General features: G+C 68.3%; 13 protein-coding genes and 1 tRNA gene. 6 read left to right on the forward strand and 8 right to left on the reverse strand.

The genetic code is table 11. The features are described 5' to 3' along the window. Positions 1-153: 153 nt before the first annotated feature. On the reverse strand, positions 154-1,557 hold the full coding sequence (locus ACFSXZ_RS13055; protein WP_378264850.1) for a hypothetical protein: 1,404 nt from the start codon (positions 1,555-1,557) through the stop codon (positions 154-156). A gap of 209 nt (positions 1,558-1,766) precedes the next feature. Between ACFSXZ_RS13055 and ACFSXZ_RS13060 the strand changes: the two genes are divergently transcribed. The 4 genes from ACFSXZ_RS13060 to ACFSXZ_RS13075 all read left to right on the forward strand — a co-directional run bounded on the left by ACFSXZ_RS13060 (position 1,767) and on the right by ACFSXZ_RS13075 (position 4,852). Further along, positions 1,767-2,414: a glycosyltransferase family 2 protein gene (locus tag ACFSXZ_RS13060; RefSeq protein ID WP_378266440.1), complete on the forward strand. Its 648-nt coding sequence runs from the start codon at positions 1,767-1,769 to the stop codon at positions 2,412-2,414. Continuing rightward, positions 2,411-3,076 carry a TIGR04282 family arsenosugar biosynthesis glycosyltransferase gene (locus ACFSXZ_RS13065; protein ID WP_378264852.1) on the forward strand — a complete coding sequence of 222 codons (666 nt, stop codon included), beginning with the start codon at positions 2,411-2,413 and terminating at the stop codon, positions 3,074-3,076. The genes ACFSXZ_RS13060 and ACFSXZ_RS13065 overlap by 4 nt, the downstream gene beginning before the upstream one ends. Then, on the forward strand, positions 3,073-3,675 hold the full coding sequence (locus ACFSXZ_RS13070) for a methyltransferase domain-containing protein (protein WP_378264854.1): 603 nt from the start codon (positions 3,073-3,075) through the stop codon (positions 3,673-3,675). The genes ACFSXZ_RS13065 and ACFSXZ_RS13070 overlap by 4 nt, the downstream gene beginning before the upstream one ends. Positions 3,676-3,958: 283 nt before the next feature. Further along, complete coding sequence (locus ACFSXZ_RS13075) at positions 3,959-4,852, forward strand: hypothetical protein (RefSeq protein ID WP_378264856.1); 894 nt, start codon at positions 3,959-3,961, stop codon at positions 4,850-4,852. 92 nt (positions 4,853-4,944) lie between these two features. On the opposite strand, the gene ACFSXZ_RS13080 is transcribed toward ACFSXZ_RS13075, so the two are convergent. The 6 genes from ACFSXZ_RS13080 to ACFSXZ_RS13105 all read right to left on the reverse strand — a co-directional run bounded on the left by ACFSXZ_RS13080 (position 4,945) and on the right by ACFSXZ_RS13105 (position 11,396). Continuing rightward, positions 4,945-6,363, reverse strand: coding sequence for a S1C family serine protease (locus ACFSXZ_RS13080; protein WP_378264858.1), 1,419 nt, complete (start codon positions 6,361-6,363; stop codon positions 4,945-4,947). 76 nt (positions 6,364-6,439) lie between these two features. Further along, the gene (galT, locus tag ACFSXZ_RS13085) at positions 6,440-7,525 is read right to left on the reverse strand and encodes a galactose-1-phosphate uridylyltransferase (protein WP_378264860.1); all 1,086 of its coding nucleotides are present in this window, start codon (positions 7,523-7,525) and stop codon (positions 6,440-6,442) included. An 89-nt stretch (positions 7,526-7,614) separates the two neighbouring features. Further along, complete coding sequence (locus ACFSXZ_RS13090) at positions 7,615-8,421, reverse strand: DeoR/GlpR family DNA-binding transcription regulator (protein WP_378264862.1); 807 nt, start codon at positions 8,419-8,421, stop codon at positions 7,615-7,617. Between the two features lie 149 nt (positions 8,422-8,570). Next, a complete protein-coding gene (locus ACFSXZ_RS13095) occupies positions 8,571-9,998 on the reverse strand; it encodes a sensor histidine kinase (RefSeq protein ID WP_378266441.1) in 1,428 nt (475 codons plus the stop codon). A gap of 8 nt (positions 9,999-10,006) precedes the next feature. Next, positions 10,007-10,699, reverse strand: coding sequence for a response regulator transcription factor (locus ACFSXZ_RS13100; RefSeq protein ID WP_378264864.1), 693 nt, complete (start codon positions 10,697-10,699; stop codon positions 10,007-10,009). 40 nt (positions 10,700-10,739) lie between these two features. Continuing rightward, positions 10,740-11,396 carry a response regulator gene (locus ACFSXZ_RS13105; RefSeq protein WP_378264866.1) on the reverse strand — a complete coding sequence of 219 codons (657 nt, stop codon included), beginning with the start codon at positions 11,394-11,396 and terminating at the stop codon, positions 10,740-10,742. Between the two features lie 150 nt (positions 11,397-11,546). Here ACFSXZ_RS13105 and ACFSXZ_RS13110 point away from each other — a divergent pair. Beyond that, positions 11,547-11,619 (forward strand) — tRNA-Arg (locus ACFSXZ_RS13110). A gap of 194 nt (positions 11,620-11,813) precedes the next feature. Here ACFSXZ_RS13110 and ACFSXZ_RS13115 read toward each other — a convergent pair. Next, on the reverse strand, positions 11,814-13,400 hold the full coding sequence (locus tag ACFSXZ_RS13115) for a S1 family peptidase (protein WP_378264868.1): 1,587 nt from the start codon (positions 13,398-13,400) through the stop codon (positions 11,814-11,816). Between the two features lie 198 nt (positions 13,401-13,598). On the opposite strand from ACFSXZ_RS13115, the gene ACFSXZ_RS13120 reads away from it, so the two are divergent. Continuing rightward, a complete protein-coding gene (locus ACFSXZ_RS13120) occupies positions 13,599-14,117 on the forward strand; it encodes a hypothetical protein (protein ID WP_378264870.1) in 519 nt (172 codons plus the stop codon). Positions 14,118-14,190 lie beyond the last annotated feature (73 nt).

Raw genomic sequence — 14,190 nt, forward strand, 5'->3', positions numbered from 1 at the left:
ATCTCGTGACCAGGGCTCTCCGCAGTGCCAGACTCTGGCTTTGGCGGATCGGAGCCCTGCCCCTGGGATCGACTACCTTCGGACGGCGCGTTCGGTCGGTTGTTTCGTCCAGCCGACTCGCGATTCGAAGACAGTCTCTCAGTCACCAAACACCTACCAGTAGGTCAGCACCAGATGATTCACCAACAACGCGGTCGCCGCCTGCGCGACGAGCCAGCCCCTCCGCGATCCGGCGGGTAAGGCCGACACAGCAGGCAGCAACCACACCGTGAACGGTAGCCAGATTCGCTCGGTTTCGGCTTTGGAGAGCCCCGAAAGATCGGCGGCCAGAATCACCGCGAGCGCGGTCAGAGCCAGCAAAATCGCGGGTTCGCACCGGTTTTCGCGCCGCCAGGTCTTCGCGAGGAAGATTTCGGTGCCGGCCCGGCGCGCTCCGGCGGCCAAGGCGGGACCGACGGCCAGCGCGGAGGCGGCGAGATTCGCCCATACCCAGTAACCATATGGACGGGCGCTGGCGATGCCCTGGTAGTACCGCTCGACGACGAGCTGGTAGCCCTCCGGCCACCAGAAACCTCCCGAGGCGAAGGCGGCGGCCACCGCGAGCGCACCGAGCACGGCGACAGGCAGCGCTCGCGTCAGGGTCCCGCTGACCAAGGTGACCGCGAAGGCGATCCCGGCCACCACGACCAGGCCGTAGGACAGGAACGCGCCGAATCCGATGATGCCCCCGGCGACCAGGGCACAAGGCACGGCGTACCAACGCCTGACCCGGAAGCCGTGGGTGGCGATCGCGAGCAGGGCGATACCGCTCGCGGTGACGCCGGCGAACAGTCCGTCCGCGGAAGCCCCGACCCAGACAGCGCCGGGGAACAGCACCGCGAACGGCACCGTCGCGCGAGCGGCATCACAGCGGTGCAGCGCCGACAGCGTGATCGGCACCGCGACGGTCACCAGGCATCCGACGAGGACGCAGACCGTGGCCGCCCAGGCGCCGCCGCGCAGCCCCAGCCGATCGAGCCAGACGAAGACCAAAGTGGCGCCGGGCGGGTGACCGGCGACGTGCGTGGTCCACGAATCCGGCCGGAAATCCAGGATCCTGGCCGAGAAGCCACGCAGCATCGCGGGGATGTCGGTGATGCCGGGCACCTCGTGCAGGTACTCGTTGGGGTCGGTGAGCCGGCCGGCGAAGCCACGCGCCCAGCCGTCGATCATGGCCAGCGAAAAGGTCCAGGCAAGCGAGGCGAGGTAGCCGAAAGCGAGCAGACGGCGCCACGGGAGACGCGCCGCGAGCGAAGGCCCCCACGCGGCGACCGCGACGGCGATCAGGACCGCGAACACCGACCCCGGACCGACGTGCGGAAGCCACACCGCGAACAGGGGCGCCGCGGGCGCCCACAGCACGACACCGGAACCCGGGCGGTTCAGGTACACCCCGACTCCGGCCGCCACCGCGACGAGCAAAAAAATCAACACGGCGGTCGCGATATCCGGTGAAATTCCGACCACTTTAGCCCGTGCTTGCCTGTCCTTTTCCGCGCTCGCCAGCCGAACGTGCATGTCCACCCTCATTTTCGCAAACCTCGCCGCCGCCGCACCATAGCGCCGGACACGGCGAGGACAAAGCCGGGGTCCCCATTCGTCATAACCTGGTAAGAACTTCTGAGGCCGTCATGGTTCGGTAATACTTGAACGCTTCCACTTCGTCCACAAGGGCTTTACCGTGCGTTTGCGTGAAGCAGGTGCAATTCTGTCAAATCACTGATCACATCGATGTGATATTCCCTTGCCTCGACGAGGCCGCCGCGTTGCCGGGCGTGCTGGGGTCACTTCCGGATGGTTTCGCCGCCATTGTCGTGGACAACGGTTCCACCGACGATTCCGCCGCGGTGGCCGCCGCTCTCGGCGCCAAAGTCGTCCACGAACCACGCCGCGGTTACGGCGCCGCCGTGCATACCGGGCTGGAATACGCCTCGGCGAAGATCGTCTGTTTTCTCGACGCGGATGGTTCGCTCGATCCGCACGAGCTGGCTCCCCTGGTCTCGGCCGTTGCCACGGGCGAGGCCGATCTGGCTGTGGGCAGGCGGATGCCGGTGGGCCGCGGAGCATGGCCGTGGCACGCGAGAGCGGGCAACCGGCTACTCGCGTCGCTGCTCCGCCGCCAGGGCCTGCCCGTGCGCGACATCGGCCCCGTCCGGGTCGCACGACGAGCAGCCCTGCTCGAGCTCGGTGTCACGGACCGCGCGTTCGGCTACCCGCTCGAACTGCTGATCAAGGCGGGGCGGGCCGGGTGGTCGGTGCGCGAGTTCGAGCTCAGCTACCGGCCGCGCGCCGCGGGAACCCGGTCGAAGGTGTCGGGCTCGCTGCGCGGCACGCTCCGGGCGATCCGCGACATGGTCAAGGTTTTGGCCGCATGACGGGATCTTTTTGCCTTCTGATCGTGGCGAAGGCGCCGGTCGCGGGCTTCGCGAAGACGCGCCTGTGCCCGCCGGCGTCCCCAAGGCAGGCCGCCGAGATCGCGGCCGCGGCGCTCCTGGACACCCTCGACGCGGCGCGCGCGACCCCGGGCGCGGTTCCGGTGGTGGCGGCCACGGGCGAGTTCGAGCACGCCGCGATGGCGGACGAACTGGTGCGAGCGCTGCACGACATGGCGGTCATCCGGCAACGTGGGCAGGAGTTCGGGACCCGCCTGGCGAACGCGCACGCCGATGCCGGCGCCTTACTGGGCCTCCCGATCCTGCAGATCGGTATGGACACCCCCCAGGTCACCGCCTCGCTGCTCGGTCGTGCCGGCGCGACGTTGCTGACCGCGGGAGGCGACGCCGTGCTCGGGCCTGCCGAGGACGGCGGCTGGTGGGCGCTCGGCCTTCGTGACCCATCGGCGGCCAAAGCACTCGTTCGGGTGCCGATGTCCACGGCGGACACCGGCTCCCGAACGCTCCGTGCGCTCACCGCGGCGGGACTGAGGACGGTCCCACTGGCCACGCTGTCCGATGTGGACACCATGGCGGACGCGCGGCGCGTGGCCAGGGTCGCCGGCCCCCGGTTCGCCCGCGCGGTGGCGGTGGTACCGGCATGAGCGGTCATTTCGACACCGGCCTGCTGGGCGGAACGTGCGTGCTGGAGCTGGGAAACGGCCGACGGCTGACGTTGCCGACACACCGTTGGGTCAGTGATCCGGCCGAAGGCGACGAACTGCTGCTCGACCGGTGTACCGGGCCGACACTGGATATCGGCTGCGGGCCAGGGCGCCTGACCTCGGCGCTGGTGAAGAAGGGAATCCCTTCGCTTGGCATCGACGTGTCTCCCACCGCGATCCGGCTGACCCGGGAGCGGGGCGGAACGGCCGTGCTGGGGGATGTCTTCCACCGGGTTCCGGGGGAGGGAAGGTGGCGGTACGCGCTGCTCGCCGACGGCAACATCGGGATCGGCGGGGATCCGGTCGCCCTGCTACGCCGTGTCTTCCGCCTGCTCACCGCCGATGGCCGGGCACTGGTCGAACTCGACCCGCCGGGCCGCAGTGTGCGCACCGAGCGGGTACGCGTCAACGGCGGCGCCTGGTTTCCCTGGGCCTGGCTCGGTGCGGACGCGCTGGAGGAGGTCGCTCGCGCCGCGTCGCTGCGCGTCACGTGGACGGCCGCGTACGGCCATCGTCATTTCACCGAACTGGCCCGCTGACCGCCCGGCGGTATGTCGACCAGAACGCCGCGACGTCATGTCGACATATTGCCGCATACTGTGCCGATCGTTACCAATCCGACCACAGCCACGGCGGAAACGGTCTATACAGCCAGATTGGCCGCGGTCCGTCTCAGCCTACTTTTGGTTGGATTGGTAACAAGCGACGAGTTTTCGCAAGAGGCATCTCGTCCTCTGTGGACAACCGAGTCCCTGTGCACAAATCAGCCCTTTTGATCTTGAAGCTCGGCAGAACGTCGGACCTTGCCGCACAGTGGGAACCATGACCCGACACCACATCCCCGTCCTGTCCGACCTGACCAAGCCCTTCCTGGGAAACGACGCGATCCGCACCGGGCTGCTGACTCCGCGGCAGCTTCGTTCGCCGGCTTTCACCAAGCTGTTCCAGAACATCTATGTCCCCGCTCATCGACCCGTGACGCACGAACTCCGGTGCCGTGCCGCCACCCTCCTCGCGCCCCCGACCGCCACCGTCACGGGCCTTTCCGCGGCCGCGGCTTATGGCTACGGCTTCGCGGAACCCTTCGACCCCGTCGAATTCCTGGTCGCCGACGCGAGGCGGTTCACCGCGAAACAAGGGCTGCACATCCGCAGATCGACGCTGGGGCCGCCCGAAGGCATACCGTGGCAAGGCGCCCGGCTCGCCACCCCGCTTCGCGCCACGTTCGACATTCTGCGAGAAACCGCGTTCCCGAGAACGCTGCCGCGCGTGGTGGCCTGGCTCGACGTACTGCTCCGCGACGGGTTCGTCGGCCTGGAGGACCTTTCACGGCTTCTGCACAGCCGCCGTGACCACGGTGTCGTCCGCGCCCGGAAAGCGCTCGCGCTGGCCAACGCCCGCTCCGAATCGGTACCCGAGTCGGAGATCAGGGTCTGGCTGCGGCTCGGTGGGCTGGCACCGCAGGTGGAATTCGAATTCCTCGGCTTCCGCGTCCCCCTGGGTTTTCCGCACCGGCGGCTGGCCGTCGAGTACGTCCGTCCACGCGAGGGCGACCTGGGCCGCGCGCAAGGCGATGTCTGGCGTCGCCAGCGGCTTCGCGCGGAGGGCTGGAAGTTCGTCATCATCACGCCCGAGAGGCTCCGAGACGATCCGGAGGGCATGGTCGAAACGGTCCGCCAAGCCCTGCACCGCCGCACCGCCCCGGTCGCGGCATGAGGGGCCAAATGCCAACGGCTCCCGGCACCATAGTCGTGTGGTGCCGGGAGCCGGGGTTGGTCTCGGCCGGACGTCCGGCCGAGCGCTGGGGGTCACCTCACCTGAACGGGTTGCCCGCCGAGGGTGATCTGGATGGTGCGGTTGTCGCTGAGGGTCAGCGTCGCCTTGTCGTTCGGAGCCCGTGTCCGGATCGCCGCCACGAGGCCGTCGGCATTGTCGATGAGCAGATTGTCCACTTTGGTGACCACGTCACCGACCTTGAGCCCCGCCTGCTCCGCCGGGCTGCCCGGCTCGACCCGCTGGATCAGCGCGCCTCCCGACTGGGCGTCGGCGACACCCGCGCCGATGTAGGTCTGCGTGGCCTTGCCGGTCCTGATGATCTCCTGAGCGGTTCGCTGCGCCTGGCTGATCGGAATGGCGAAACCGATCCCGGCGTTGGTCGCCTCGCCCTGTCCCATGCCGCTGGAGGACTGCGGGCTGTAGATGGCCGAGTTGATCCCGACCACCTGACCGGCCAGGTTGGTCAGCGGCCCGCCCGAGTTGCCGGGGTTGATCGCGGCGTCGGTCTGGATCGCGCTCATCACCGTGGTCTGGTCACCGGAACTGCCACCGGCGCGGACCGGCCGGTGCACCGCGCTGACGATGCCCGAGGTGACGGTGCCTGCCAGTTCGAAGGGCGACCCGAAGGCCACCACGGTCTGCCCGACCCGGGTATTGTCCGAGTTCCCCAGTTCGACCGGCCTGAGGTTGTTCACCCCGGACACCTTGACCACGGCGACGTCCGTCGTCGGGTCACGCCCGACGATGGAGGCCGGCGCCTTCGTCCCGTCCGGGAAGACGGCCTGAATGCTGCCGCCGTTGGCGGCCACCTGGACCACATGGTTGTTGGTCACGATGTAACCGTCGGTCGAGACCACGAATCCCGACCCTTCGCCCTGTTCCTGGCTGCCGGCGACGACGAGTTCGACGACGCTGGGCGATACCTTCTGCGCCACGGCTTCGACACTTCCCGCCGGCGCGGGTGGGATCGGCTGGTTGGACACGGGCTGATTGAGCGCGTTGTAGCCGCCGCCACCGCCGGCGTTCTGCGTCGCTATGTATCCCGCGCCCCACCCGGCTCCACCGCCGACGAGCAAGGCCAGGACGGCCACGCCCGCGACCAACTTGCCCGCGCCCCGGCTGGGTCGCTGTTGCTGCGGGCTTCCCGGGACCGGGTAGGAACCGGTGCCGTACTGGGCGGCGTAGGGCTGGGCGGCGGGCTGGGTCCACGGATAGCCGGACGGCTGCTGCCCCTGAGCCGACCACGGATTCGGCGGCTGCTGCTGGGCACCGAGAGGAGTACCCCGAGGGGGTGTCGCGTCATCCTCCGCCGGACGCGGTGCGTCGGCGTTCAGAGACGCATCCGGCTGCCGGGCTTCGGAATTTTGAGACGCATCCGGCTGCCGGGCATCGGCGTTCTGAGACGCGTCATCGCTGTGCGGCTTCGCGCCGGGGTCGTCATTCTCGGTCATGCTCACACCTTGCGGGTCGGTCCTGAGAGGTTCCTGAGGCTGCGCTGAGGTTCCAACATGAAGTATGCCCGGGTATTCAGGCCGCCGCGCGAAGACGGTCCGCGATCTGCTCCGGCGTGGCGTCGTTGATCCATACCCCCATCCCGGACTCCGAGCCCGCGAGGTACTTCAGCTTGTCCCGTGCGCGCAGAATCGAAAACAATTCCAAATGCAGCCATCCGAGGTCGCGCTCCGTTCGTACGGGAGCCTGGTTCCAGGAGGCGATGTAGGGCAACGGCCGGTCGTAAAGGCGGTCGAACCGGCCGAGCACGTCGAGATAGAGCCGCGCGAAGTCGTCCCGCTCTCCGGAGGTCAGCGCGGGAATGTCCGGCACCTGCCGGCGCGGCACCACAAGTACGTGCACCGGCCACCGTGCGGCGGGCGGCACGAAGGCGGTCCAGTGCTCGCTCTCCGCGATCACACGCGTCCCCGACTTCCGTTCCGCGGCCAGCACATCACCGAGCACCGGCCGTCCGTGTTTCTCCTGGTACGAGCGGGCTACCTCGAGCATGCGCCGGGTCTTCGGGGTGACGAACGGATAGCCGTAGATCTGCCCGTGCGGGTGATGCAGGGTGACACCGATCTCCTCACCCCTGTTCTCGAAGGGAAATACCTGCTCGACTCCCTCCACAATAGACAGCGCTTCGGTGCGGTCCGCCCAGGCATCCACTACCGTGCGCACTCTTTGCGGGGACAGCGTGGCGAAGGAACCGTCGTGATCACTGGTGAAGCACACCACTTCGCAGCGGCCACGACCAGGCGCCGTGGGCACCAGCCCCATGTCGTCCACAGTGGATGGGCTACCCGAAACGTCTTCCGAGAAGGAGGGGAACCGGTTCTCGAACACGACCACGTCGTAGTCGGCCTCGGGAATCTCACTGGGCTTGCCCGGTCTGCTCGGGCACAGTGGACAGAGGTCGGTGGGCGGCTTGTAGGTGCGGGTCTGCCGATGCGCGGCCAGCGCGACCCACTCGCCGGCCAGCGGGTCCAGGCGGATCTCCGAAGTCGCGGCGACCGGCGGCAGGTCACGGGTGTCCACGGCCTCCCGCGCGGGCGCGTCCGGCCGTTCGTCGAAGTAGATGATCTCCCTGCCGTCGGCGAGCTGCCGAACCGTGCGTTTCACCCTTCCTCCCGTCAAGTGTCGAACACGCGCCTTGCCGGTCCTATGGCCAGGATTCGCCCAGGTACGCCGCGGCTCACCACGCGGCGCCGTCAGTCGGCACCGTCCGAGTCCCCTTCCCCGTCCTCGACCGGCGCGATGAGCAGTTCGCGCACGTGCTCGGACAGCACCTGCCGCGCGGGCTCCGGCAGGCCGTCGTCCGTGACCACCACATCCGCCTCGTGCAGGTCCGCGATGGTCGAGATCCCCACGATGCCCCATTTGGTGTGGTCGGCGAGCACGACGAGCCTGCCCCCGGCCTCGACCAGAGCGCGGTTGGTCTCGCTCTCGGTCAGGTTCGGCGTGGTGAACCCAGGTCCTTCGGCCATGCCGTGCACGCCGAGAAAAACCACGTCGAGGTGCAACCGGCGCAAGCTGTGCACCGCGATCGGGCCGACCAGCGCATCCGAAGGCGTGCGGACGCCGCCGGTGAGAACGACGCTGCTGTCCGTTTGAGCCGAGTCACGCAGCACGTCGGCGACGCGAATAGAGTTGGTCACCACGGTGAGCCCGGCGACCGGGCCCAGTGCGCGCGCCAGGGACCAGGTGGTCGTACCGGCCGAGATTCCGATCGCGGTGCCGGGCCGGACCAGCGTCGCCGCGAGTTCCGCGATGGCTTCCTTCTGGGCCCGCTGCTGAACGGATTTGGCCTCGAAGCCCGGCTCGTCGGTGCTCTTGCCGAGAACGGCGGTGGCGCCCCCATAGACCTTTTCGACCAGCCCGCGGCTCGCGAGAACGTCCAGATCGCGGCGGATGGTCATGTCCGACACGCCCAACTGGGTCACCAGGTCACTGACCCTGACCGCCCCGGTTCGCCGGGCCTGTTCGAGAATCATCGCTTGCCGCTGCCGCGCCAGCACCCTTCGCTCCCGTCAGCACCACCAACCCACAAAACCCTACACGAACAAACATCCCCCAACCCGCTCCCACGCCCGTTCACAACGGAGGCAGGTGGCTTTACTCGGCCGGAGGCGGCAACAGCGGCCAGCCGCGGCGCAAGCCTCCCGTTTCAGCCCGGGTGGCCGGGGAGGCGGATGGTCATGAGGGCACCGCCCTCCGGCGCGCGTCCGGCGTAGACGGTGCCTCCGCTTCGCTCGACGGCCTGCTTGACGATCGAGAGACCGAGGCCGGAACCGGGCAGCGTGCGTGCCTCCGACGAACGATAGAACCGGTCGAACACCCGGGGCAGGTCGGCGTCGGCGATGCCCGGCCCCGCGTCGGCGACTTCGATGACCCCCGTCCCGTCGCCCAGCGGGTACATCCGCACCCGCACGACCGACCCCGAAGGCGAGAACTTCACCGCGTTGTCGAGAAGGTTGAGTACGGCACGTTCGAGCGCGCCGGGGTCGCCGGTCAGCACCCAGGGCTGGAGCGACACGGAGAACTCGATCTCCCCGGCCCGCCGGCGTGCCCGGTCGAGCGCACGTTCGACGACCTCGACCATCTCGACCCGTTCGAACACACCGCCCTGGGACTCCTGCCGCGCGAGTTCTACCAGGTCTCCGATGAGCTGGGTCAGTTCGTCCAGTTGCGCCTTGATGTCGGTCTCGATCTCGGCCCGGTCCTTTTCGGACAGGTTGCGTGCCCCCGAACGGCTGGCCGACAGCAGCAACTCCAGGTTCGTCCGCAAGGACGTCAGCGGCGTCCGCAGTTCGTGCCCGGCGTCGGCGACCAGTTGCCGCTGGCGTTCCTGTGCCTCGGACACGGCACCGAGCATCGTGTTGAAACTGTGGGTCAGCCGGGCGAGTTCGTCGTCGCCACTGACCGGGATCGGACGCAGGTCACCGGTTCTGGCCACGTGTTCGGTCGCGGACGTCAGCCGCTCCACGGGCCGCAGGCCCGTCCGCGCGACCGCCGTTCCCGCCAGCGCGGCGATCAGGATGCCGCCCCCGCCGATGAGTGCGAGCACCACCGCCAGTTGCTGAAGCGTCTGTCTGGTCGCGTCCAGGGGTTGCGCGAGCACCAGCGCCACGCCGGGCGCGTACTGGTACGGCACGGCCAGAACGCGGTAGCCCGCGACGGTACGGAGTGAAAGCTTCGTCGAGCCCGCCGCCACGTCACGCTCGTCCGTGCCGATCGGGGGTCGCTTCGCGGTCAGCGTCGAGGATCTGAGGACGCTCTCGCCGTTGGACGAAATGAGGTCGAACCGCATGTCGAACAGTTGCGTGACATAGATGGGAACCTGCTGTCCGCCACTGTTGAGCACCAGCGGATCGTTGAGCACCCCGCTCGCGCGTTGCAGCAGCGTGTCGTCGACCTGCTTGTTCAGGTTGTTGTCGACGGTGTAGTACGCGCCCAGCGACACGAGTGCCATCACGACAGCGACACACGCGGCCGCGAGGAGCGACACTCGGGTGCGCAGCGAGATGCGTCGCGACGTCCGGTTTCCGGGGTCGTTACCGTCGCCCAAGGGTGGTACGGCCATCGGCTCGGTCAGGGCTTGGCTCACGGTGGGGTTTCTCGCAGGACGTAACCCACCCCGCGCACCGTGTGGATGAGGCGCGGCTCACCCCCGGCCTCGGTCTTGCGCCGGAGATACCCGACGTAGACCTCGAGCGCGTTGCCCGAGGTGGGGAAGTCGTAACCCCACACCTCCTCGAGAATCCGCCCCCTGGTCAGCACGTGCTTGGGATAGGACAGGAACAGTTCGAGCAGCGCGAACTCCGTCCGGGTGAGGCTGATCTCGCGGGTGCCGCGCCGCACCTCACGAGTGCCGGGGTCCAGAGTCAGATCGGCGAAGGTCAGCTTTTCGGCGTCGGCCCCGGCCTGCGCGTCCGGCGCGGCGCGCCGGAGCAGGGCGCGGAGGCGAGCGAGCAGTTCCTCCAGCGCGAACGGCTTGGGCAGGTAGTCGTCGGCGCCGGCATCGAGACCGGACACCCGGTCGGACACCGTGTCCCGGGCGGTGAGCACCAGAATCGGCAGGTCATCCCCTGTGCTGCGCAGGCGCCGGGCGACCTCCAGACCGTCGAGCCTGGGCATCATGACGTCGAGGATCATCGCGTCCGGCCGGTCGGTGACCACCATCTCCAGCGCCCGCGCGCCGTCACCGGCCAACTCGACCTGGTAGCCGTTGAACTCCAGCGACCGCCGGAGCGATTCACGGACCGCCCGATCGTCGTCGACAACGAGAATGCGCATGTAGACAGTGTTGCCGACGGGGCTGAGACTCGCCTAAGAACTACAACTGATCCAGGAGCCCGCCGCGGTAGGCCAGTAACGCCGCCTGCACCCGGTTGGCCGCCCCGATCTTGGACAGCACCGCCGACACGTAGCCCTTGACCGTCGCCTCGGACAGATGCAGCTTGGCCCCGATCTCCGCATTGGACAGGCCCTGGCCGATCAGGCCGACGACCTCCCGCTCCCGTTCCGACAGCGAGGCCAGCAGCTTGCGGGCAGGCTGGGCGGCCCGCTGCCCCTCGCGATGTGCCCGGACCATCCGCGCGGCGACACCGGGATCGAGCACCGCCCCACCGCGCGCGAGATCACGGACCGCACGCAGCAACGCGGCCGGCTCGATGTCCTTGAGCAGGAAGCCGTTGGCCCCAAGCCGCAGCGCGAGACTGACGTACTCGTCTATGTCGAAGGTTGTGAGCATCGCCACGGCCGGTGGGGACGGCAGCGCGAGGATCGCGCGCAGCGCGCGGATACCGTCGTCCGGTGCGCTCATCTTGATGTCGAGCAACACCACGTGCGGATTGACCCGCCTCGCCGTCTCGACCGCCGACCTTCCGTCGACCGCTTCCCCGGCGACCTCGATGTCCGGCGCGCCGGACATCATCCCGCGCAGACTCGCCCGGACCAGTTCCTCATCGTCCGCGAACATGAGCTTGATCAACTCAGCCCTCCCGCCAGTCCGGGGCACGGGGTACCCGCGCCCCGTATGACGGAAGGTTACCGACTGGTAGTGAAACAGTCGATAACCCAGATGCCAACACGCCCGGGCCTGGGCCTTCGGCCTGCGGTACCCTACGATCACGTTCGTCAAGCCCTCGTAGCTCAGGGGATAGAGCACCGCTCTCCTAAAGCGGGTGTCGCAGGTTCGAATCCTGCCGGGGGCACGCAGGTCAGAGGCACTTTCCCCCGTCGATCACCGCTCCGCGTGGTGCGAGTTACGCATCGTCGCACCATGGCGGGCATCAGGTCAGCACGTTCGAAGCGCGGGCAGGTCGAAGCCCTTGCCAGCGGAGTGGGACGCCGGCACGCTATCGCGCCGGCGGAAACGTCCTACACCGCCTCAGACAACACAACCCGGCTATCTCGTGCCCGTTCTGACGGTGGACGGTGAGGGCGTGGTTGGGGCGCCGGTCAACGCACAGCCAGGGCGGGACAGGTCCAACCGTGAGCCATCGGCCAGGCAGGCGGTGATTTGATAGACCTGCTGGCCGTAGCTGCGGCCCTTCAGCACGGTCACGGTTCCGTCCTGGCCGACCTCGCACGGGTTGTTGTCGGTGCACTGTTCGCCGTCGCGGTTGTGGGTGTTGTTGATGCCCATGACCGTGTTCCCGTCGGGGGTGAGCAGCGCCGTGCCGGAGTAACCGGGCTTGCTCACGCAGGTGTCGCTCGGGGCGTAGCGCACCGCGTTGTCTTGCTGGTACCCGGCCTCCCGCAGGTGCGGTACCACCGCGTCCACCGTGCACTGTGGACGGCTGCTCTCGTAGGCCATGAGGAGTTGGTCGCCCGCGCGCATCGGAGTGGTGGTCAACTGGAAGACCTTCGCACCCTGCGCGTCCAATTGAGCGTAGGTCTTGTCCAGCCGGTACAACGCGATGTCGGTGCCGGTCATCGTCGCGTACACCAGCCGGGTCGCGCGGGCGGTGGTCTGGGGGTAGCCGGCGGGGTCGTCGATGGTGACCGGGCGGTCCAGGTCGGCGGGCTGGTCCACCAGCGCTGTTCCGATTGCGGGCCGGCCGCTCGGCACGCAGTGGCCGTTGGTCAGCGCCAACGCCGGGTCTTCGGGGCGCGCGGTGGCAGGGCGCACCACCGATCCTTGGCAATCGCCCACCTTCGCCGTGCCTTCCACGTTCGGGATGGGGTCGAAGGGGGGCACGTCGGTTCCGGTCACGATGCCGTTGATCCAGCCGGCGTTCTTCGCGACATCGGTGTACATGTCGGGAAAGTCGGCGCCCCTGATGCCGGGACCGATGACCGTTCCGGCCAGTTCCCAGTCGCCGCCGACACGGACCAGGGCAGGTCCGCCGGAGTCCGTCGTGCCCGGCCCGACGGGAGGATCGGCGCGACCGACACACAACGGCGAGGTGTGGTTGTCGGCGTCCCAGCACTGCTTGAGCGGTACGACCTCGGTGTCAGCTTCGCGCAGCTTGCTGGGAAAACAGGTGGAGTCCTTGAAGTCGCCGCACGAGGCCGAAGTCGCACCCCAGCCGAGGATGCGGACGGGCGTGCCGTCCGCAGGCGTGGTCCTGGCCATCCGCACAGGCTTCGCTCGCACCGGGTTGCGCAGGTGCAGCACCGCGATGTCCTCACCGGGAGGGTTGTAGGAGTTGTGACGCCGGTAGAACTTGTCGACCTCGGCGACTTCGCCACCGCTGGTGATGTCCAGCGACCCGACACGGACCTTCCAACCGCGGGGAACGCCCGCCGTCACACCGGTCGGGGTGTTGGCGCAGTGGCCCGCGGTCACCACCCACTGCGGCGCTATGAGCACCGCCCCGCACCGGTGCCCATCCGGGCGTGGAGAGTCGTAGGAAAGCGAGACCATGAACGAATACGGCTGTGTCGACTCGGTGCCACCGACGATGGCCGACGCGGGAACCGCGCCCGCCATCGTGGTGGCCAGCGCGAGCCCGCCCAACAGCGCAAGAGATCGGAAACGGATGTGCATACGGCTACCGTGCCCGGTCTTTGTCTGCGCAACGCCATCATCATGTGACAGTTTCGTGATAGCGACCAGGCGAGGACGAAATTGTCCCCGGAATTCAGGGAGCACCGTCTGCATCAAACGCGGCCACACCGAGAGCGCCGTGCTTATCGGATGTGACAGAAGAACGGGGTGCCGAGATCATTTCCTTCTGGAGAGCCGATGAACGACGACGTGTCTCAGAACCTCGTCGTCTTCAAGGCCAAGGGCTTCGACGAGCCACTGGTGGCCGGCGCGCCCATCCAGGCCGATGACGCCGTCGAGCAGGCGTGGGCGGGCATCCGGCGGCAGCACAACAAGGTGCGCGCGTCCGCGGTTTCGGCGGTGTTCAGCGAATGGCAGCCTTCCGCTGCCGACCAGAAGTTCATGGCCAAGCACTTCCGGAAGGCCGAGTGCACCTACAGTTTCGCCCGGCCCGCTGACGGCGACCGGGAGCGCGCCTTCGCCAAAGCACGTGCCGTGAGCCCACAAGGCCCGCCAGGAGGAGCGCCCTCAGGAGTTGCTGCCCGTGCTGTGGAGCGCGTCCTCACCGGGCGCCGGGTTGCTCGACGCACTGCCGCATCAGCGGACTCCATCCGGGAGCAGGTGCTCGGTTCGCCGCACGACACCACGGAATTGGTCCCGTCGGTGCGGCGACTCGGCCCCGGCGGACTGGACCTGCTCGCCCAACGGGGCGTCTAGCCTCGGCTGTGTGTCAACGGAACCGCATAGCTGCGGGTCCTCGGCGTAGACAAGGCTGGGGATGTGGTCCAGT

Origin of the sequence: Amycolatopsis pigmentata (assembly GCF_042684065.1) — a bacterium.
GTDB classification, from domain to species: domain Bacteria; phylum Actinomycetota; class Actinomycetes; order Mycobacteriales; family Pseudonocardiaceae; genus Amycolatopsis_E; species Amycolatopsis_E pigmentata.

Bases quoted from the DNA above. Each gene is read 5' to 3' on its own strand.
- ACFSXZ_RS13070 (WP_378264854.1), top strand. From the start codon at position 3,073: ATGAGCGGTCATTTCGACACCGGCCTGCTGGGCGGAACGTGCGTGCTG.
- ACFSXZ_RS13075 (WP_378264856.1), top strand. From the start codon at position 3,959: ATGACCCGACACCACATCCCCGTCCTGTCCGACCTGACCAAGCCCTTC.
- ACFSXZ_RS13065 (WP_378264852.1), top strand. From the start codon at position 2,411: ATGACGGGATCTTTTTGCCTTCTGATCGTGGCGAAGGCGCCGGTCGCG.
- ACFSXZ_RS13080 (WP_378264858.1), bottom strand. From the start codon at position 6,363: ATGACCGAGAATGACGACCCCGGCGCGAAGCCGCACAGCGATGACGCG.
- ACFSXZ_RS13055 (WP_378264850.1), bottom strand. From the start codon at position 1,557: ATGCACGTTCGGCTGGCGAGCGCGGAAAAGGACAGGCAAGCACGGGCT.
- ACFSXZ_RS13120 (WP_378264870.1), top strand. From the start codon at position 13,599: ATGAACGACGACGTGTCTCAGAACCTCGTCGTCTTCAAGGCCAAGGGC.
- ACFSXZ_RS13100 (WP_378264864.1), bottom strand. From the start codon at position 10,699: ATGCGCATTCTCGTTGTCGACGACGATCGGGCGGTCCGTGAATCGCTC.
- ACFSXZ_RS13115 (WP_378264868.1), bottom strand. From the start codon at position 13,400: ATGCACATCCGTTTCCGATCTCTTGCGCTGTTGGGCGGGCTCGCGCTG.